At 30.9% G+C, this 20,602-nt stretch carries 26 protein-coding genes and 4 pseudogenes; all 30 read right to left on the bottom strand.

The window, feature by feature from the left end:
• Nucleotides 1-78: 78 nt before the first annotated feature.
• Nucleotides 79-432: a BBA14 family lipoprotein gene (locus CR532_RS05335; RefSeq protein WP_108729737.1), complete on the bottom strand. Its 354-nt coding sequence runs from the start codon at nt 430-432 to the stop codon at nt 79-81.
• Complete coding sequence (locus CR532_RS05330) at nt 422-787, bottom strand: BlyB family putative holin accessory protein (RefSeq protein WP_108729738.1); 366 nt, start codon at nt 785-787, stop codon at nt 422-424. The genes CR532_RS05335 and CR532_RS05330 overlap by 11 nt, the downstream gene beginning before the upstream one ends.
• 42 nt (nt 788-829) lie before the next feature.
• A complete protein-coding gene (locus tag CR532_RS05325) occupies nt 830-1,144 on the bottom strand; it encodes a BlyB family putative holin accessory protein (RefSeq protein ID WP_108729739.1) in 315 nt (104 codons plus the stop codon).
• A gap of 28 nt (nt 1,145-1,172) precedes the next feature.
• Nucleotides 1,173-1,349: a BlyA family holin gene (locus CR532_RS05320; RefSeq protein ID WP_108729740.1), complete on the bottom strand. Its 177-nt coding sequence runs from the start codon at nt 1,347-1,349 to the stop codon at nt 1,173-1,175.
• The gene (locus tag CR532_RS05475; protein ID WP_259772303.1) at nt 1,342-1,473 is read right to left on the bottom strand and encodes a hypothetical protein; all 132 of its coding nucleotides are present in this window, start codon (nt 1,471-1,473) and stop codon (nt 1,342-1,344) included. The genes CR532_RS05320 and CR532_RS05475 overlap by 8 nt, the downstream gene beginning before the upstream one ends.
• 72 nt (nt 1,474-1,545) lie before the next feature.
• Nucleotides 1,546-2,370 carry a DUF685 domain-containing protein gene (locus tag CR532_RS05315; protein WP_108729741.1) on the bottom strand — a complete coding sequence of 275 codons (825 nt, stop codon included), beginning with the start codon at nt 2,368-2,370 and terminating at the stop codon, nt 1,546-1,548.
• 15 nt (nt 2,371-2,385) lie between these two features.
• Nucleotides 2,386-2,991: a DUF735 family protein gene (locus CR532_RS05310; protein WP_108729742.1), complete on the bottom strand. Its 606-nt coding sequence runs from the start codon at nt 2,989-2,991 to the stop codon at nt 2,386-2,388.
• Between the two features lie 14 nt (nt 2,992-3,005).
• Complete coding sequence (locus CR532_RS05305; RefSeq protein WP_108729743.1) at nt 3,006-3,884, bottom strand: DUF276 domain-containing protein; 879 nt, start codon at nt 3,882-3,884, stop codon at nt 3,006-3,008.
• 28 nt (nt 3,885-3,912) lie between these two features.
• Nucleotides 3,913-4,245 (bottom strand): hypothetical protein, encoded by a 333-nt coding sequence (locus CR532_RS05300; protein WP_108729744.1) that lies wholly within the window; start codon nt 4,243-4,245, stop codon nt 3,913-3,915.
• A gap of 78 nt (nt 4,246-4,323) precedes the next feature.
• Entirely contained in the window at nt 4,324-4,923 is a 600-nt protein-coding gene (locus tag CR532_RS05295; protein WP_108729745.1) for a DUF777 family protein, read from the bottom strand.
• A 695-nt stretch (nt 4,924-5,618) separates the two neighbouring features.
• Complete coding sequence (locus CR532_RS05290; RefSeq protein ID WP_108729746.1) at nt 5,619-6,578, bottom strand: DUF693 family protein; 960 nt, start codon at nt 6,576-6,578, stop codon at nt 5,619-5,621.
• 4 nt (nt 6,579-6,582) lie between these two features.
• On the bottom strand, nt 6,583-7,143 hold the full coding sequence (locus CR532_RS05285; RefSeq protein WP_108729747.1) for a DUF792 family protein: 561 nt from the start codon (nt 7,141-7,143) through the stop codon (nt 6,583-6,585).
• A 48-nt stretch (nt 7,144-7,191) separates the two neighbouring features.
• Nucleotides 7,192-8,448 carry a DUF759 family protein gene (locus CR532_RS05280; RefSeq protein ID WP_108729748.1) on the bottom strand — a complete coding sequence of 419 codons (1,257 nt, stop codon included), beginning with the start codon at nt 8,446-8,448 and terminating at the stop codon, nt 7,192-7,194.
• Nucleotides 8,449-8,604: 156 nt separating this feature from the next.
• A complete protein-coding gene (locus tag CR532_RS05275) occupies nt 8,605-8,853 on the bottom strand; it encodes a DUF1322 family protein (RefSeq protein WP_108729749.1) in 249 nt (82 codons plus the stop codon).
• Nucleotides 8,850-9,266, bottom strand: a complete 417-nt coding sequence (locus CR532_RS05270) for a DUF1473 family protein (RefSeq protein WP_234416447.1) — start codon at nt 9,264-9,266, stop codon at nt 8,850-8,852. The genes CR532_RS05275 and CR532_RS05270 overlap by 4 nt, the downstream gene beginning before the upstream one ends.
• A gap of 62 nt (nt 9,267-9,328) precedes the next feature.
• Nucleotides 9,329-9,754, bottom strand: a complete 426-nt coding sequence (locus tag CR532_RS05265) for a DUF1463 family protein (protein ID WP_108729751.1) — start codon at nt 9,752-9,754, stop codon at nt 9,329-9,331.
• Nucleotides 9,755-9,779: 25 nt separating this feature from the next.
• A complete protein-coding gene (locus CR532_RS05260) occupies nt 9,780-10,895 on the bottom strand; it encodes a DUF787 family protein (protein WP_108729752.1) in 1,116 nt (371 codons plus the stop codon).
• Between the two features lie 3 nt (nt 10,896-10,898).
• Nucleotides 10,899-11,506: pseudogene (locus tag CR532_RS05255) on the bottom strand (DUF764 family protein).
• Nucleotides 11,503-11,881: pseudogene (locus CR532_RS05245) on the bottom strand (hypothetical protein). Before CR532_RS05245 ends, CR532_RS05255 begins: the two co-directional pseudogenes overlap by 4 nt.
• On the bottom strand, nt 11,872-12,252 hold the full coding sequence (locus CR532_RS05240) for a DUF1506 family protein (protein ID WP_108729755.1): 381 nt from the start codon (nt 12,250-12,252) through the stop codon (nt 11,872-11,874). The pseudogene CR532_RS05245 and the gene CR532_RS05240 overlap by 10 nt, the downstream one beginning before the upstream one ends.
• Entirely contained in the window at nt 12,249-12,713 is a 465-nt protein-coding gene (locus tag CR532_RS05235) for a DUF3890 domain-containing protein (protein ID WP_234416448.1), read from the bottom strand. The genes CR532_RS05240 and CR532_RS05235 overlap by 4 nt, the downstream gene beginning before the upstream one ends.
• A gap of 66 nt (nt 12,714-12,779) precedes the next feature.
• The gene (locus tag CR532_RS05230; RefSeq protein ID WP_108729756.1) at nt 12,780-13,742 is read right to left on the bottom strand and encodes a hypothetical protein; all 963 of its coding nucleotides are present in this window, start codon (nt 13,740-13,742) and stop codon (nt 12,780-12,782) included.
• A gap of 31 nt (nt 13,743-13,773) precedes the next feature.
• Nucleotides 13,774-14,382 carry a DUF228 domain-containing protein gene (locus CR532_RS05225; RefSeq protein WP_108729757.1) on the bottom strand — a complete coding sequence of 203 codons (609 nt, stop codon included), beginning with the start codon at nt 14,380-14,382 and terminating at the stop codon, nt 13,774-13,776.
• Between the two features lie 18 nt (nt 14,383-14,400).
• Entirely contained in the window at nt 14,401-15,285 is an 885-nt protein-coding gene (locus CR532_RS05220) for a DUF228 domain-containing protein (protein WP_108729758.1), read from the bottom strand.
• On the bottom strand, nt 15,282-15,848 hold the full coding sequence (locus CR532_RS05215; RefSeq protein WP_108729759.1) for a DUF228 domain-containing protein: 567 nt from the start codon (nt 15,846-15,848) through the stop codon (nt 15,282-15,284). The genes CR532_RS05220 and CR532_RS05215 overlap by 4 nt, the downstream gene beginning before the upstream one ends.
• 50 nt (nt 15,849-15,898) lie before the next feature.
• Nucleotides 15,899-16,609 carry a DUF1357 family protein gene (locus tag CR532_RS05210; RefSeq protein ID WP_159076642.1) on the bottom strand — a complete coding sequence of 237 codons (711 nt, stop codon included), beginning with the start codon at nt 16,607-16,609 and terminating at the stop codon, nt 15,899-15,901.
• Between the two features lie 124 nt (nt 16,610-16,733).
• Nucleotides 16,734-17,989 (bottom strand): annotated as a pseudogene (locus CR532_RS05205) (anti-CBASS protein Acb1 family protein).
• Nucleotides 17,990-18,093: 104 nt separating this feature from the next.
• Nucleotides 18,094-18,441 (bottom strand): hypothetical protein, encoded by a 348-nt coding sequence (locus CR532_RS05200; protein ID WP_108729761.1) that lies wholly within the window; start codon nt 18,439-18,441, stop codon nt 18,094-18,096.
• 51 nt (nt 18,442-18,492) lie between these two features.
• Nucleotides 18,493-19,839, bottom strand: a complete 1,347-nt coding sequence (locus CR532_RS05195; protein ID WP_108729765.1) for a PBSX family phage terminase large subunit — start codon at nt 19,837-19,839, stop codon at nt 18,493-18,495.
• 5 nt (nt 19,840-19,844) lie between these two features.
• Nucleotides 19,845-20,348, bottom strand: a pseudogene (locus CR532_RS05405) (DUF603 domain-containing protein); the annotation flags it as partial.
• Nucleotides 20,349-20,602 lie beyond the last annotated feature (254 nt).

The following is a 20,602-nucleotide window of genomic DNA, read 5'->3' as shown; positions in this document are numbered from 1 at the left end:
AGTCGATCGGATGAATTTGCATATTTGACAAGCTAAAGTGTTTTTGAATATTTAGCTAAAGTATTTTTGAATATTTAGCTAAAGTGCTTTTGAATATTTATTGTATACAGCAGTAGCAATAGGCTTAACATACAGTATATATGTCTTGTATTTAGCAATATTGTCCTTTAGGGCTTTAAGAGTATGTTCATACTTAAGGGTAGTAGTATCAAAGAATTCAAATTTAGGATAATCCTTGTCTTTAACTTTTTGTTTAGTTCTAACCAACCATGTTTGCAAGTACATCACATAACTTGCTAGCTTGTCTTCATAGGCACTTAAGCTCGCAAGTGTAGTTTCTTGAGGTTGCCGAGGCTCCTGCCTCAGGCTTGCAATTGTATCACATCCTAAGAGAGTAAATAAGAGAATAAATTTAAAGATTTTAGTTTTCATTTTCTAGTTCCTTCTCTAGTTCCATCTTAAGTTTGTCGGTATAAATTTTCATTAATTTATTTCTTTTTTTTCTTAAAGCCTCAATCTTTTTATGGTCTTTACTACCTGCAGTTGTAGATTTTTCTAATATCTCAATATTACACGCTAGTATTGGCTCTAATTCATTTAAGATTTTAATTGACTCTACTTGTTCTAAGTTTTTCATATTTTTTGTGTATAGGGAATAAAAGTAATTGAATATGTTTGTGAATACATTAATGTATGCAGAAGTAGCGGGCTGTTTATCTTTAAGTATTTGTGTAAAATCATTTAAGATACTAATTCCTAAATGAGCAGTTTTGTTATCTAAATCCAAACTAAACTCCTTTACTTGTTATCTAAACCCAAACTCCTTTATTTAAGCCTCAGCACACTTAAGCTTTAAGTCCTCATTAAGCCTCATATTCCCAGCACCAGCATTAACAGCACTAATTAAAGCATTAATCTTAGTGTTTAAAGGCGTGAGGTCTTCTAAAATTTCATGCGTCAATTTATTCTCAAGACGCTCCATATTTTGTGTGTAAATCTCAACAAAATGTTCATAAAATTCATAAAGTATAGTAAAACCTTTATGAGATTTTTCGCTAAACTTGTCTTCAAATTTAGAAAAAATATCAAACAGGGTACTAATACTAGCAAGTCCAGCCTCAAGATTATCCTTACTAAGTGTCATAATAGGTTATCCTTGCTAAATATCATAATTAGTCTTTCCCATCCTTATTCTTAAATTTAGAAATAAAAATATGTAAAATGTCCTTAAGCACAGGTTTAAATAAAATAACTAGTAGTGATACTAAAGCTAATACAAAAGCAGATATGACAATTAACTTAATCTCATTGATATTCATTAATAATTCAGCGATATTTATGTTATTCATTATGCCCTCTAATTTTTAAATAATTAACTAAAATACGGAAGTTGTAGGGCGTAAAAACACCCTCAAAATCCAAAGTAGGTAATAGTAAAGCAAACCCAAAGGGTAGCCTATTACTATTAGCCACATGAACAGTAAACTTATATCAAAACCTTAATTTAACAAATAAATTTAAACAAAAGATTTTAACAAGCTTTTGCTAAATTTTTAACAATAATGGTACATAGCCAACCGCTGTAGTTCCAGGCACCCTTTCATGCATATACCAACCAGAAAATAAAGATATCATGAACTTAACATTTCTACTATGAAGATGAAATACTTTTAATTTTCCCGTTTCATCACTATATTTAGTGTATACACTCCTTTCATTGTCAACTGTACCAGTTTCTACACTAAGAAATATATCTAAATATACAGCTTCATCTCGATCATCATCGTCAAACATTAAGGTAACTTCTTTATTGTTTATTAAGTCTAGGATAAGTGATTTTCTTGTATATTCATAGGGATATAGATATCTACTTTTATTGGATGCTCTTTGAATTGTAAAACTTGATGGTATACCCATAATTTGTTTAGGTGGTGGTACTTTTTGTAACTCGTTGTAACTGCTCATTATGAGTAATTTATCACTAGAGGACATTTTAGAGTACGCCTTGATACTTCGCTTGAGTTCCGACTCAATTTTGCTAAAAAGATTGCTAATACTACTAGATTGATTGTTTAATATTTTACTTAGTATGCTGGAATACACTCTATTAACAAAACTATCATCATTTGCTAGTTCGCTAGCTATAGTACTTTTTATGACTTGTTTAAACTCACCTAAACCCTCTCCTCTAAATGTTTTGTCCTTTACGGTCTTTAGGAAGTTTTCAAAAGTGATAGCATTAAGGTTTGCAATACCATCATCAACTGGTAATAGGTCGCTATTATTGACGCTAGCAACTCTATTTAAGTCTTTTATTTGTATAGTATCAATCTCGTCAACTAGTAATTTTCCATTATCACCATCAGGCATAAAATCTCCTTATTTTTAATTGTTAAAAGTAATAAGCTCTTGGTCTTCTTTATCATAAAGTTTAAGCACCCTCCCTATAGGGATTAATTCTTTAATAAATGCATAAATTGAGTGTGAATACCCTTTAGGAAGGAAATTAAATACCAACTTTTTACACACTCTGGCATACCCCTCTTTGGTAGTACACATTATTATTTTCTTGGGTTTTATACCTTTAGGAGTGCTTGGTGATACATAGGTAATAAAATTGGTTGTCATTGAGCCTTTAAGTTTAATGCTAATAACACCTGCAGACTCTGTACTAACTTGTACGTCAACATTAAGAAAAGCTTTAAACAATCTTATAAAACTTTCGTCTGTACCAATATGGCGTTTTGCAAAAATTACACTATTAATGTTTTTTGTTAAGCTTACTAGTGTTTGTGATTTTGAATAAAATATCCTAAATAGTATGGATAGTTTAAATGCAATAAATCTTGAGCTTACATGCTCCTTTGCATCAAAATCAATAAAGTTTGAATTTAATTCTTTAAGTTCCGATAAAATTGTGTGAGCATAGTGTAATTCATTTTTAATAAATTTTTCTACTTGAGTATTTCTTAAGAAATTAGGTATATTCATTATAACTATTTCCTTTAAGTATCAATGTCGATTAATAACCTGTCGACTATGTCAAAAAGTAAAATCTCATTATCACCGATTGCAAAATCTTGATTGATTTTAAAATTAGTCTTACTTATACTCTTAATATTTTGTGTATCATCATCTTTAATATAAACCCCGATATTCATTGCTTTAATCCCTACAACCTCATTAACAGGTGCTAGGAAATCTTGATATTCAAAGCTAATTCCCATATCTTTATAATTATTCTCACAAATTCTTGTATAAATATCCCTTATTTGTGTATCAACTTCTAGATAAATGTAGTTCTTAAGGTCAAGTTTGTACTTAACACTTAAATAACAATACTTGCGTTTTCCTAAACTTACCTTATATTCTTTACGCTGTCCTTGTAAGTTAAAACCATCAATTAAAATATCACCTTCAAGCACAGTTCCACTGGGGGTTGTGTAATATAACACTTCCCATAAATCGGCTTTAAATTTAGAGTCTAGGATGGCGTTCTTAGTATCATTTAGTACAGTATCATCAACTATTATGTAAATATTAGCTTTACCTGCAGTACTTAAAATATTTGCATGTATAACAGGTTTAAGATTAAGTAAAGCCGTCTTAACGGCCTCGTGGGTAGTACTTTTTGCATTTATGTGATTTTGTATAGCAGTCCAATACTCACCCTCTGGTGCGAGTTTAGAAAAGAAAAGATTAAGTTCATCAATAATTTCTACTTCAAGTAAAGCTAGTGAATTAGCTATTATGTTATAAATGGAACTGTGATCATCTGTAATATCAATATTATGCATAGTCTTAAGGTATTCTCGTTTTTGATTGACTATATCCTTAATTGATTGTTTAACTGCACCGAAGTTTGGATCAAATAGTATGCTCATATAGCAAAGTCCATAACTAGTAGGATACTCATACAGCAAAGTCCATAACTAAAGTATCACCAACGAAATAAAACTCGACACGCACACAACCCTCATTAAAAGTTGCCTCAACATTAACAAGGTCAATTTTTAATTCTTGTGCTATATTTAAAAAGTAGGTTTTAATAATTTCTAAATTGCCAATTTTGCAAAATCGCAAAAACAACATATACTCGAATCCATGATGGGGAGCATACTGCAGGCTCCCTTTTGGGATTTTTAGGAATAAAAACAATCTTTGTTTTTGTTCTAAAATAGTATCAACAAGCATTAAATCACTTCCAAATACTAGATCAAACTTGTCATTTATCTTTAAATCCATAAATTCCCAACAAATTTTAAATACATATATTATATCATAAACTTGACAAAAAATTTACTTTAATGTTTTATTAACAATTTACTTTAATGTGTTATTAACTAGAGGCATGATTCGTTCAAGACTATATCTTATTTTATTTACATAAAATACACGAAAAGTTGGATCAATTTCTGCTTGACCTATTACCTTAAGGTTAAACAATGCATCAACTACTTCCTCAAGCGTTGAAACAATTTGTTTAAAACTCTCTTTTAAATTAGCAAGGCTTGTACTAATTTCTATAGGGTCGCTTGAGCGTATAGCAACCTTACCAGCTTTAACTTCAATCTTTTGCTTGCTAAGATCAACTGGTCTTAGTATATAGTAATAATTTTGATCAAAATAGTTATTATCATCCGTATTGAAAATATTAATACTACTTTGCAGTAGTATAACCTCGTCTCCTGTCTTTAGGAAATAATTTACACTAGCAATGTTGCAAGTGTGTATAGCAAGTCCTTCGTATTCCTTAAGTAAAACTATTCCTTTCTGGGTATTACTATCAAATTCTTTTATTGTTCCAATACGTGATATGAAAATGTTTTCATTAAGAAATACCTTTATGTCTTCTTGAGCAAGCAGGGAGCCTTTAAGACGTTGGTTTATTCTATAGAGTTCATAATTAGTATCATTGCTCATATATATACCCTTTAAATTTTAAATTTTGTAATAAAATAACTAATAAGACATAGTTCATTTACTTCATTTAATCTTATAGTAGGTTGCAAGTTTTAGTAATTTCTTTACAGCTTATTATAGGATTTTTCTAATTTATTTGCTAGTTATTCCTTTAAATTTAAAAATTTTGTAGTATCTTTTATATACTTTGTACTAATGTTGTTTACATCTGTATTAAAGATATTTACATCGAACTAAATCTTATAGTGGGCTGTGATTTTTTTTCAGAGCTTATTATAGGATTTTTAAATTATTTGCTAGTTATTCCTTTAAATTTGAAATTCTGTAGTATCTTTTATTTACATACCTTATTTTTATATCTTATATCTAAACCTATCTTGTAGTAGATTATAATTTTCATCGCTTTTACAGTCCACTACAGGATTTTTCTAGGTTATTTGTTAGCTATTCCTTTAAATTTGAAATTCTGTAGTATCCTTTTATTTACAATAAATTTGTATTTATTCTCTTAAAAACCTGTAGTAGGCTGTGATTTTTTAAACAGTTTTTTACAGCTTATTACAGGATTTTTCTAAATTATTTATTAGTTATTCCTTTAAATTTTAAATTGTGTAGTATTTTTTATTTAAACTTATAATTAAATTATTTCTTTAAATCTTGTAGTAGGCTGTTTTTTTCAAATTTCTCACAGTTTATTATGAGATTTTTTTAGTTATTCGTGGTACATGGTTGGAGTCATCGTGTAATTTAAGACTAAGTGAACACTCACCAGTATTACTTAGCGTGGCATTGGTTTGATCTATTGTACATTTAATTAAATTACTAAGTGCATCTTTAAAACTAACTTTATCACCAATTCTTAATTTATGAGTATAGGTTAATTTGGCATTCCAAAAAATTATAGAGTAATTGCGATTGGTAGCAAATGATATTTCTTGTTGAGGAATAAATTCAAGTCCATAGTCTTCTAGGGGCACATACCTAGCTTTATCAAGGACAGGTGTGGGCTCTATATTAGAGAATATAAAATTACAATCAACATCACTTGTAATTAGGCCGACATCAGTTTTAATATTTGATACATATTTTTTAGTGAGTTTTTCTATAAATTCTTTAGGGGTTTTTGCATAAAAGCTTTCATCTATTACTCTGTTTTGGTCTTTTTGGCTTAATTTAATTATAGCTTTATTTTCAAATACAAAAGAAATAGCGTCAACAACCCGCATACCTTTAAATTCTTTATTGAGCTCTCTATTGTAAAAATTACTTTTAGATACTAAATGAATTTCATATTCAACGGAAAAATCACCACTAGCATAGTCTGTACTCATTGGTACACCTAAATACCCACCCATGATAAAGTCATATGCTTTTTCATCAGCAAATTTTTTGTAATAAATCTTTACAATATCATTCACTTTAATCTCATCATTAAAAGTTAAAGGCAGGTTCCAAATTTGTAGTTTAGCTTGTTTACTTGCAATTATGTTGTGATTGGATAATACATCATTAATACTTATATCAACATGAACGCCCCATTCAGTTTTAATTACAACTTTAGGATGTACTTCAGGTATACCACCACCAATACTATTCTTTAGGGTAGTAGCGTTATAAAATTCAACTAAAAAATCATATTTAAGTAGTCTATACATAGTATTATCCTTTATACTCATTTAGTGTAAAGGTTTTTACAACTTCAATATTTAAATTAATCTCAATTTCATCAATATATGGAGTATCTTTAAATGTAACAGAAGTTAGGATAACTAGTTCTTTAAATTGAAAAGTGGGGCTGTATGCGGTAAATGGTACACCGGCCTCAATTCTATTAGCTAATTGTTCTTTTACAAAATTACTATCATACTGTAATAATGAATTACCAAAAGGAGTCATTTTTAAAGGTGATAGCATCTCTTTATAAATGCTAGTTAAAACGCCACCAGTAATTGAAATAACTTCACTATTTAGTACAGGGTTGTAGGTAACATATTCCGCTTTACGTGTGTAGTAATTAATAACTGGACGTTTTGAACAACTAGTACTATATGTTCTAATTATAAGGTCGCCTTTTGGTTCTATAAAGAATAATTGCGGAATATATCCAAAACCTTTAAGATCCATTCTTGGAAATAACACAATAAAATTACCACTACTAAAAAAACTAAAAACTTGATTTACAGTAGCTTTAATTAAATGTAATATTTCGTGCTTATCCATACTAGGGTATCACCTTTATTTTATGGGTCACATAGTATATATAAAGTTTTAAGGTTGTTTTGAACTACCGTCCTCACTTGCTTCTCTTCTTTTGTTTAATTCACCCAGTGATGCACCGCTGTCACCACCCATCCATGATGGTAATATTGATTTAAGCCTTGCAATTAAGGTATCTATACTAAATATATTTTTAATAGGAGAAATAATACTTTTTTCAATACTAAAGTTTTCAATCCATACTAATAATTTATCAACAAGCTTAATTGCTGGCTCTAGGAGTCTAGAAGTCAACTTCCCTAAATTATCCTCAATTCTAGTCATACTCCCCTCACTCTTGTCAGCAACTGTAGCATACCCAGATAAATCAGCAGATGTTACGTCTTTTTTAATTTCCCTAAGTGTAGCAAGTCTTGCAAGCACGTCATACTTTGCCACATTTTCAAAATTTCTTGCTTGAAAATCATTATACTTATCACCAATACCCTCTAGTCGATGCATAGTATCAAATAAAACTCCAGCATTACCCTTAAGTAGTTCAACAACCGCACTTATTGATTCATCTGTGCCTTCACCTAAGAGCCCACTCTTTTTAATATCAACTGCAGTCTGTACAGCATCAACAATCGATTTTTGATCTGTTATACCCAATTGTTTAAGTTCGGATTTAATTAATGCACTTTTTGTAATAAAGTCTTCTTTGTCTAATTGCTTTTCAAAACCCCTACCTTTAAGCATTCCTTCAATACTACTACGCTCAGCTGTAGTAAACATTTTAGATGAAAGCCTTGCTTGTCTTGCAATTTGTGAACGCATTTCAACGGACTTTTTAGCAAAATCCATAACGCCACTTACGCCCTTATTAAGTGCCCCAGATACCACATTTCCAATAGCGGTTCCCATTGCAACTTTTGTAACAAAACCAAAACCTTTTTTAAACCGTGCACTATGCTCGTCTTTTTTTAGTTTTTTGTATTCTAACTTCCTTAAATCATCATCAGACATTTGTGAGCGTCTAAATGCCTCTTTTCTAGCTTTAGCGAAACTTTTACCTTGACTCATTAATTTTTTAGTCTCAGCCAGCTTAAATTTTTCTGTTTTTTCCCTTAAAGCCTCATATTTTTTTTGTTTAGAGAGCTCACGCTTTTTATCACTTAAATTACTCTTAATGATATCTTTAGTACTACCCAGACTAGTTCGAGCGGGCTTTAGATACTTCTCCATTTTGGAAATATCTTTTTCTAACGCCTTTTTAGTCTCAGCGTGATCTAGTACGCCTTTAAATTTAATAGTAAATGTATCACTCATTTTCTACTTAAAGTTACCAATAACTACGTGCCTTTTTAGTCTCAGCGTGATCTAGTACGCCCCTTAATAGTAAATGCATCACTCAATCTCTACTTAAAGTTACCAATAACTTTAATTCATAATTAATAACTCACTATTTTCATTTTTCAACAATCATTATTTCCTAAAAATAAGTTCATACACTTGTTTTTGTAGTTTAAAATCAGCAAGTTTATTAACTTCAAATAAATCGTTATATAACATCCTCTTAACTTCACTTAAGGTAGCAATTCCCATTATTACTGGAAAGGCATACTTATTATTTCTAATTTCTTCTAAGAGTGTGAAATATTGGTGCCTAGATTCATGTATTTGATTTATTACTTGCTTTATTTCGTTGTATCTTACTGCTTTTGATGTTTTCATATAGCAATAGCATTATCTATACTATCTATTACCGCCTCGTAATTCCAAGCCTCATTAATATAGTCAAACTTTTCAAAATCCCCAACATTATTTTCAAACTCTTCTAGATACACAAGATGAGGTTTTTTAAAATCGGCGTCCTTATTAAATATATCAAATTGAATACTATAAAGAATTGCTATTAAATACTCTTTATAGCATCCAACATATTGTCTGTTGTTGTTAAGTATGAAGTAAAATTCATCCAGGAATCCCGAATTAATCATTAAATTAGTAATTTGTTTTAAGTAGTCTAGTTCATAGAGTCTATCAAGAGCTTTAGTTTGATTAACACTTAAGACCCTATCCCACTCATATACTGGAATAGCTTTAACTTTGTACTCATAAACTTTAGTTTTAGTTAATATTTTCATTTTGTATTTCATATTAAATACCCTATTTAGTTAAATGTTTTATACCGCATTTACTCTCCTAATTAAGTATTAGGTTTACTACGCCTACAATTAATTGCTCGTATTTCAAAAGTTACCTTATCAGCCTCTGCAGAGTAGTTTCTAGATGGAGCCTCTGTAAACACTGCATGGTTTGAAATAATTTTTGTTGCAATATGATCATTGAAAACTAAATCCCCAATTTTTTCATTTTTACTAACAGTAACATTATCAAATTGTTCATCCGATAATTCTGTTAACAAAATATAATCATGACTACCAAGTGTTACCTCAATGTTGAAAATATAAGTAACAGTTTTAGGGTCTCTAAAGCTTATAACAGGTGTACCCTTGTCTTCAGCCGAAACAACGGCTCTAGTACTAGGCTCACTACTAAATTCGATCTTTCCACTATGCAGTTGATGACCTAATATTGAAAAATAAACTTCCGTTAAGTTATATAAATTCATCCTCAAGCACTCCTATCTTGCATCCTTAAGCACTCCTGTCTTGCGCTAGACTATTTTGATAGTCTTTTATGTCTTCTGTTGTAATATTTAATACAACAGCATTAATGCTATAGTTATATGTAATAGTGATATTTAGATCAAGCTGTAGTTGAGGAGATGGCTTTAGTTTTAATCTAATAGAACTATAGTCTACAATCAAACCAGAAGATTTAAATCTATTAAATAAACACTCAAGTGACGCAGTGTATGCATTCTCACGAATACCACTTAGACTTAATGCACTTAATTTACTATTTTGTCTATTATGTTTGTTCCAAACACGAATGAGCTCCACTATGGTTTCATTTTTGATGTAACTTAATGTTGCAAGTTCATCTATAGGAGTACCAGCAAGGTCAACGCCCTCCTTAAAAGAAGGAACACCGTCAAGTCCAGTCTCATTAAGAAGTGCATAGAAATTAATACGAGCATCTCGTAATTTCTTGATTGTAGCATCATCAAGGAGTGGTGTGGCTTTAAGCTTAATACCGTACGGATTTACGGAATGAAATATACTAGCTTGATTGAGGTATTGACTTATAAATTTTAAATACAGGTTATCACCACCGTTGCTATAAATGACAATATTACCTTTACCCTCTGTTGAGCCTTTATCTTTAAATAATTCTTTTAGTTCGGTTTCTTTAGTAGAGAATACAAAAAAGGTATTAGGGCTCTTGAATTTAGGATAATCATCTTTATAAATACTAAGTCCATCGTCTGTAGGACTCTCTTTTTTATAAGGATTAATTAAGACAACAAAACTGTGCCTGCTAGCTTTAAGATATTCCTTAATTGACTCCGGCTTATCTTTATAAAGTAAAAGTGTGCAAGCCCTTAATGCATCTTCACCAAAAAAAGCCCCTAAAGCCGTATTTAAATAAGCCTTCTCGGCCTCTAGGTCATTACCATTTGCTTTTTCAAGTGCTTCTATACTCTTGGTATAGTTATTAACATTAAGTGGTAGTATCTTAATGTTGTTAACTTGATCATCAATCTTTAAAGTTGTAGTTTTATAAACTAGTAAAGGGTTGTAGTATTGTACTTTGGTAATATCTAGTCTACTGGTTATAAGATTGACATTAACTGTATCCATTGGCATACTCTAGTCCCTCTCTTGTATATTCTTGTGCTTTAAATCATTTAAATATTCTTCATTCCCTTGTATATTCTTGTGATTTAAATCATTTAAATATTCTTCATTTAAAAACTCTTGTACTTTAATACTTGCTTTAAATGTCATACTGCTTGCATAGGCATTATTGCTAATATTGGTATTAATAGCAATTAAACCATTATGTTGCATACCACTTGTAGGATATAGGTAATACTCAATACGAGCTTGATAAGCCTCGTCATCGCAATCTACTGTTAATCCATATTTGTTTGCATAAAGATAAGAACTTAATAAAGAATAAAGTTGTAGCGGACGATGAGGCGCGTCTGGATCTTGTGTGGTAACTAAGGATATAAAGAATATAGCAAAATTTAAATTAAATTCATTAACATTTTCATAAAAACTTCCAGATCGAAGTTTATAAAACGCATTCTCTAGACCATTAAATTTGATGTCTTGCAAGTGTATTTATTAATATAAGGATGATTGTAGGAATTTATAACTTCTAAATTTAGTCTATTCTCACCTACATATGTAGCAAAACCATTAAGGAAAGAAATTAAATATTTTTGTATATCTTTAGGAATTACTATCATGTATTTACCCTATACTTGATAGTTGATATCATCTCTCCTGTATCAAGGAGTGGTGTTTGTGGTGATTTACTTCCCTTGCGTTTTTTACTTGCAATAGTTTTAAGCTTTAAGGTCGGGCGTTATATTACCAGATAAGACATAATTTTGATAATAAGTAATAAATGCCTCCCCTATTTTAGACATACCGTCTTTAATATTATTTGATAATGCTTTTCTTATATAATCATTATCAATATATTCCCTAAACTTTAGACTATCAGCTACAAGTGTTAAGTGAGCCCTCTTTGGTAGCTTTCCGCCTCCAGTATCATGCATCCGAGCAATACGACCGCGTCCTGCAAACCATCCAATCTCAACTTCAATATTTATGTCCATGATAGTACCTTAAGTATTAATGTTGTATATCCAATACTTGTATCAATTTTAACTATTTCGTAGTAGTCTGTGTCATCTGTTGATATGCGATCTTTAATTTGAAAATCAAGTGTGGATGCGGTATAGAGTTTAGCATAACTTCCAGAGTCTTTTAAATTAGAGTCATATATATTTTCTAAAGCATCACTAGTAATGCTAAAGAGCACACCAATAAATGCCATGTAACTTAATTTACTAAAAATTAAATCATGCATGGCGGTCTCTACATTGTATTTGTACATACCTTTATAAAATCTTAACTGTTCATCATTTTGAAATAATGATATCATTCTATTAGACATAGAAGAAAATGTTTGTCTTATAGAGCTCATCTTACTACCCCTATACAAGAAGGCGTTTTTGTTTGTTTTTTGCTTTGATCTACTAATTTATCAAAAAGATCACAAAAGTTTTTCTTGTGTTCTTCATTAACAGCAGTTGGTGATGGTGGTGGGTGATAGTCAATCTCAAGTTCATTAAACTTTTGTTTTTTAATCCTATCAAATTCAAACTCTGTTAAAATACCGCGTTTCTTAAGTTCACAACCTATAAAGTAATATGTTAGTAGAAAAATATTAGCATAACTTAACAAGCTAATATCAACACCCCTGTTTATTAGAGTAGCTTCAAGTAGTTCAGAGTGCAGTAGGAAGTTTTCAAAAGTTACCTCTTCTTGTTTTATTGACAAGAGAGCTAGTATTTTTGTGTATATTGTCTTAATCTCTGCCAAATTATCCTCATTATCCATATTGCTATTACTATTACTTATATAAGTATTAGCACTATTTATCATTATTACCACTATTGCGACTATATTACAATAGTACTATTTAAAAGTATACAGTACTAATCACAAGTATTACTGCTGTTTAATTGTTACCTTAAGGATTGTCTTTTGTGTAGCAATCATACCACCTAGTACAAAATCAATATAACTATGTGCTATATCTGTTGAGTCGCGATCGACTTGTTCATTAGGCATTGGTAACATATATTTACTTGGTTTGAATTTAATGAGCTCGGGGTTTAGTGGATAAATGAGTATCTGGTGTGAGAGCATATTAGAAGTTTCAATATAAACAGGCTGTCTATTATTAACAGCTTGTATTGTACTCCTTACAACGTCTTCCCATGTTTTCTCGGATGTTGAGGGTAGTCCATTAGGCTCGTAGGGTTTTGAGAGCTTTAGACTAGTTGCTTGATCTACTATTACCATCATGGGAGTTGTAAACTCATCCCCTAGTTCAAGCTTTGCAAGTCCTTCCTCAATTTTTTCAAATATTTTATCCATTTTATCTTTATTACCATTTGTCACTTCAACCTCTATTTGATGTGGCATATTAAGAATTCCATACATCTCAGGTAATAATTTTTTAAAGTTTTGTCCAGCACTGTGTATAGATACAACACCAGTTAATATAAAGTGATTAATAAGTTTAATTATCTCGTTTGACGCTAGTAAATACGCATTAGAAAATGGTAGTATATTATTATTAACATCACCAATGTAATTACCACTAGTATAGTACCCCTCTGCACTTTGCTTAAAGTGTCTAAATTTATATTGCAATTTAATGTAATTAATTTTAACAGTCTCACTTCTAAATCCAATAGTAGCTATAGTATTGACTTCATTTGCTAGAGTTGTAGGGTTGCTATTAAGAAAACCGTCCCATTTAACAGTGTTAAGGTATCCCATCTTAACATCAGCAAACTCAATTTGTTCCGGCTCAAACCAGTTGTACATAATTGGGTCTTTAACTTTCCCAAAAATGTGTGCTACTTCCCTAGCATAATAATTTGTATCATATAGTTCAGACATTTTTTAAATCTCCTTTTTTAAAATAATTACTTTAAACTACTTTAACAGCTCTATTTCCAAATATAGTTGCATGAATTAAATAAAGTTTAGCATCCCCAAGGGTTGCTATCTCATAAGGTGCAGATAAAGCAATAGCATTAACTACTTGTTTATTTTCTCCAGTAATTTTCTGTAGTTCTCCTTTTTCATTAAAGAATAACTTAGTTCCAGCCTTTACATCACCCCCATCTTGACCCTTAACAAATACCAAGTACGCCTCGTAATTGTTAGTAATAGGTACAACCGTTGCTGTGTGTGTAAACTCGTCAATGTCTACACATATACTATAAAGATCAACACCACCACCTGCCTCAACATGAGGCTCATAATGCATTTTAGTATTAGGGATCTCCTCTATTTTATTTACAACTAACTTAACACCCCTTTTATATGGATACCCTACAGCGTAATAGTTTTCTAGCTTATCGACCCTACTTGTACGAGTGCCTCCAGAATTAGCAAAATGTATGTGTTTATCTCTAAAATCAAACTTGTTGTTAAAAAGTCCAGCATTAACTTGAGGGTTTTTCATTAATGCCTGCATTCTACTTCTACTATCTAAATACTCTCGTCTTAATTTCGCTATATCTTCATCTGGCATGATATCTCCTTTTTATGTTTAAACTACTCGTGGCACGCCTTTTGGTACACTAACCTCAACTCCTCTATTACCATAAATAGCAACCTTGACAAAATGAACTTGAAAATCAATCTTTTTAAGATCCTCATACTCTCCTAAGTCTTCTTTAAAATCAATAGTAAAAGAAGTAGATAATGCTACGGCATTTATAGAAGTTGGTGGGTCGCCTTCAGCCTTAATAATTATCCCTTGTGAATTAAAATCAAGTAAATCACCTATCTCAAGACTACGATTTCTTGTAACTAAATACCCTTCAAAGTTATTAGTAATAGGTAGTACAGAGGCTGTATTAGTAAATTCATCAACATCAACACATATTCCGTATAACTCTGCATCTTTTGATGGTGTTACATACGGCTCCATTAACGAGTCATCACCTATACTAAACACAATTTTAACACCACGCTTGTAGGGAAATCCCTTATAAGGATAGTGCTCAATCTTGTCAACACTACTTGAATTAGTGAGCCCAGAATTATCAAATACTTTAAATTTATCTTTAAAGCCTACTCTATTACTAAATACACCAGCCTCAATTGTTGGATTTTTAGTGTATTTCTTAAGCTTTAAGATATACTCCTTATACATTTCTTCATCAGGTCTTGCTACCGCTTCTTGTGCTTGGTATTCTTGTACTGCTCTTTTACCTCGTCGTCGTGGTTGATCTGGATTTAAATCAACTTCTTCATGATTTAAGTTAACTACTTGATCACGATTTAAATCAACTTCTGGATCCAAGTTTACTGCGGGTTGCATTTCATGATTTAAATCCACTTGATCATTTAAGTCTACTTGTTGATCATGACCCAAGTGTACTTCTTGTTGCATTTCTTGATTTAAACCTAGTTTTGCTTTTTTACTCATTTAGGAACAGCCCTATTACCAAACACAAGTGTATGTACTATGTAAAGACTCTCATTAAGTTTATGAGCTTTAGATAAAGCAATAGCATTAACAGTTTTCTTTGCAACGCCAGTTTTTGCAAGCATTCCATGCTCATCAAAATATAATTTATCACCTAAAGCGATATTACCTTGATCTGTGTCCTTTAAAACCAAGTACCCCTCATAACTATTAGTAATAGGAATGACAGTTGCAATACTAGTAAACTCGTCAATATCGGTACAAATACCATAAAGGTCATCACCACCCCCGGCAGCCACACCAAGTTCAGCTCCGCCGTCTGGGGCAAATTCAAGCTTAACGCCCCGCTTGTATGGATACCCTATAGCATAGTAATTCTCAATCTTGTCAACACTACTTGTACGAGTCCCGCCCGAGTTACCAAAGTGTAAATTTTTGTCTGTAAATCCAAAATTATTATTAAAAAGACCTGTATCAACTTGAGGGTTTTTCATTAAAGCCTTAAGTTTTGCTAGCTTTTCCTCATACTCTTTCTTTAATTTTGTAATATCTGCATCCGGCATTTATGTCTCCTTAAGTTTTAGTGCTCTTTTAAAGATTTTTCATTATCTCCTTAAGCTATAGCTCTCTTTTTGGCTCTATTTTTATAAAATTGTACTTGACGCTCTCTATAAGCATTAGCAAGAGCCTCGTGAAACTCACTAAAATCACGAGGTGTAAAATTAGGATTATTTAAAGATACCTCTTCTTCAAACTGTATTGAGTTGTCTTTTTTTAATATCGTAATATTACTCTCACGCTTTTTAATGTTAACTTTAGCAAGTTCAACCAACTGTTCTAAAATCTCACCACTTATATGATCAATGTTAGAGCTTTTACTTATAGCAAAAATTTGTTCTTTTGGAACAAACTTTTTAATAAGCTCCTTTTTTTGAGCAATCATTATCTCTGCTATTGGATATCCTTTATTAATAAGTGCCTCTTTATTAAAATGCGAACTTAAGTGTGCTTTACATAAATTGTCAATCTCATTAATCTTATTAGCTTCAGCAAGCAAACTTTTTTCATGCTTAATTCTTGATTGAGTTTGTTCCAGTTCACTAGCTATTTTTTGATTAATGCTAACAGACAATGATTTTGGTGTATCTTGTGCTTGTTTTTCTTGTTGCTTTTTGTATCGCATATACCTACTATATTCATCTAAACTAATAGTTTTAGTTTGTTCACTAGCTTTAGTTTGTGATTGTGTAGCTTTAGTAGTCTCAACTACGGGCGTCTCTTCTGGAGCCTCAGGAAGTAATTCTTTCTGCTCACTATCTGGCATAAAATCTCCTTTTTTAAATAATTTACTCTTTAATACTTCTAAAACTTTATTTAATATGTCTAAATTATTGTTAGCAACTAGTGATAAGTACTTGTTATATGTATTCATTAACTTTTTATCTCGCTTAATTTATATCCTCTAGAAAAAATAATTTCCTATTTAGCATATCTAAATATTTACTATCTAGTGTGTTATTAGCAACTAGTGTTAAATACTTGTTATATGTATCCATTAATTTATTATCACGCTCTAGTTTTTCATCTTCAGTTAGAACAACGATTGAATTAAACCTCATATCAAGTCCATAGTGTTTATTAAGTTTAATGTTGCATGCATTTTCAACGTTTTCCTGCACGCCCTTAATAAAGTCATAATAGTTACTACGGTCTCCTTTACCATCATTACCTAAACCCTTAGTCTGTTCATTAAAACTTCTAGTTAAAGGCTCCTTAGTATCAGCTCCAATCTTGGCCTTAACTAATTCAAAAGCGTCCTTAAGATAGGTCAAGTCATACTTAATAACTTGCAAATTTGCACTTTGTGTTCCAGTATAAAAAATACCCTCATTATTAAGGTTGCTCTTAAGCCTTGCAAGCTCACGATCAAGTTCATTATTAATACCTCTAAAAGCCGTAATATTAGCATTTATTTGATCATCCTTATTTCCCTTTAAGAGGTTTGAAAATATATTACCAGACTCGGTGCTATTACTCTTTGTTATAAGGTCAATCGAGGCTGTAGCATTAGTTAAAGCGTCTTGTAATTCAACTAAATACTCATCTTTATAAAACAAAAAATTATGATTGCTAATTCGTTTTTCAATTTCAACATATATACGCTCTAGTAAGTAAATATTTAATAGAAAGTTTTGTGTATATACAGGGGTGTACTTCCCTAAAATGTGGTCAAAGTTATCATATATAATAAGTCTAGATTTATGTATTCTAATTTCTTTGCTAGTAATTCGCTCATCTTTGCTAGTAATTCGTTCATCATCACTTTCATCTAGTGATCTAATTTTTAAGTTGTAGGTGATGTAATTTGAATCAAAATCCCTGTCACTCACAAGTCCATTCTCAAGAAAAGTAAATCCAATAGGTAATTCATTGTTAACCTCACTCTCTAAATGCGAATAATCATCGTTAGTTTGAACTAAGATATACCCAACACCATAAAAGCGATAACTTATAATAGCATTAAGTAAAGCCTCTTTAAGCTCTATTTTAAGAGTACTTAAAGTTTCATCACCACCCTTGCTACCAAAAGGTAATAAGGAAATACCGTTCTTTAATGCATCCTCACCAACATTTTCAATATAATTCCTAAAAAAATTGAGTAAAGATACAACTCGCGTGAATTTATATTTATGTCTAATTTCATATATACTTTTTAATTGATAAATATAGTTCAAGTTTTTATTAATTCTTGAAAATGATGGTTTTAAAAGTATCTTGTGTATCAAGATACAGTTGATACTGTATTTATTACTCATACTCATATAGTGACTTAAAATAATGAAAATGAATTATTTCTTCAAACTCATAAGACATATCTTTTGTATAATCCAGCTTATCAAACATACCTTCTACATAACTCATTATTACCAAAAAACATAATAGTAAAAGTAGTAACAACAATTGATGTAGGCTCAAGCGTAACATACTATCTAGCTCGTCTTGGTAGTGTTCTAGATAAGCTATCAAAAACCCAATTAAAACAATTAACACAGTTAAAGGTAACATCAAGTAAATAGCAATATCTGTTATTAATCCCTTAAAGTAGTTAATTGATAATGTTGATAGCTTATCAATATAAGCTGTTAATAATATCAATTAATCTCCTTATTTTTGTACCTAGTATAATACGCTTTTATATATTATCAATTATAGATATCTAAATTTAGCAAATTGAGTGCTTTTTGTTGACCTTGAAGAAGTAAGTAGTAAATAAGCATTAGCTAGGGCGTCAAGTGCATCATCATGCACACTAAGATCACCTTTATATAGAAAAATATCATTTATAGCGGATTTACTACTAAAGTTTAGTATATGCATACATCCAGACGCAAAAGGAGTAATTAAACAACATACTCTATTAAATTTATTTGATAGTGGCTTAATAGGAGCAATTCTGTAATAATTATTCATATTATTTCTTAAATTAAGAAACTCTTTAGTAACACTACCCAAACCCATAGTGTTATCACGATCTTCAATATAGAGTGTATTAACATTAAAAGTAGTTATTATGGATTTAATCATGCTTAACATATATGGGTCATTTACGGGGCGTTGATCTTGATAAATATATGTATAAAACTTATTATCACTACTGCGTTCTAGTACACAAACAGCGGTATTATCACCACCTATACTAAAGGCTGGATCAATGTAGCAAACAGGACTTATAAACTCGTAGCTAGCAACCATATTAATATTAGTAAAGATTGACTCACCACTTGCGACCCACTCCCCTAAAAGAATTCTGGCTTTATATGTAGGTAAATCCTTATATAACGTCTCTTGTGTTTCAATAAATGATTTACTTATTTTGATGTTATCATAGGTTGTAAAGTTATACGTAGTGTACACTTCTGTTTTATCAATAAAATCCGTTTTAAAAAAATGTGTAGGGAAGTCTGGGTTGGTATCAAAAATTGCAACCTCTTGACCATTTCTTAATCTCTTTAAAGCCTCCCTTATAGTTTCCCTATTTAATGTTGTAGCTTCATTTATAAACATTAATGAACTATTAGAGCCCCGCAATCTTTTAAAATCTGTAGCTTTATCACCACCATATAGATTGACACGCAGGCCGTCAATTAAAACAAAAGTAGTATTTTGTTTCTTTTTCTCAAAGGATATATGCAAAAGATCACATATAGTTTCCATCTCACCTAGTACATTTATTTCTATTGAGTTTTGACTATTACCTAAAATTAAATTATTATTACTTTTACTATACTTGTCTTTATTTGCAAGCAAGCTCTTAATAAACAAGTAACAAGCCAAGAATGTTTTGCCACTAGCAATACCACCACTTAAGATGATTTTACTAATATTACCAGACTCAATGGATGAAAGCACTTCTGCTTGTTTAGGTAGTAGGTGTGCAGACTCAAACTCTTCAAAGTCAATATTAGAACTACTAGCAAATAGACTAGCAATATCAAAGTTAAAATCTTTTAAGTATTCTTTTCTTAAGCTCTTAAATTCATAACTATCAACAATACTATTCACTGCATGTCTCGTTTAACATTCATCATTGTTTTTAACTTAAGCAGACACTTGTAGTTTAAAGACATTTTATGAGTGTAGAATTTCTTTTCATACTCCAATTTTTCTTTTTGCTTGTCTTCAAGTTGAGTTTTAAGCTTTTCTTTAACACTTGACTTAATGTTACCTTTAAGCTTGTTAGTAAGGGTCATAATCTGGATATCAATATTACTTATAGTATCTTTTAGTTCCTTAAGTACTAAGGATTTATAAGAGTTAAAATCACCACTAAAAGCCATACAGAGGTTATAAAACATTGTTTCAAAATTTGCTTTAACAACTCTCGACTCGACTTTAGTAGATACAGCTAAAGATACAAGATTATCAAAAGTGTTTGTATTAACTTGAACTGTAGTCCCTAAACCCTCTTTAGAGTCTTTTAAGGCCTCGTACCTATTGCGTGCTTTTGATACAGTAGACTTTCCAACATTTAAAATACGAGCAACTTCTTTATTTTTAAGTCCCTTATCAAAAAGAACTTTGCTTCATTTTTGTTAAATACCTTATTTTAAATAATGTAGGTTATTATAAGTTTACAAAAAATAAAAGTCAAGTAAGTATACTTACAATAAAATAGAAGCCATGAAAATATTAAAAGAAATCAACGATAATAAACTTTTGAAAAAATAGCTTCAGCAGCCATCTTGACTGCTTTATCTCCAGCTATGGCTTTAAGGATGTCTGCACCTGTCACCGCCCCCACAGCCTTAATGGCATC

Origin of the sequence: Candidatus Borreliella tachyglossi (assembly GCF_003076595.1) — a bacterium.
Classification (GTDB): Bacteria; Spirochaetota; Spirochaetia; order Borreliales; family Borreliaceae; genus Borrelia; species Borrelia tachyglossi.
Note: the sequence above shows the minus strand (reverse complement) of the source record. Positions and strands in the feature narration are given on the sequence as shown.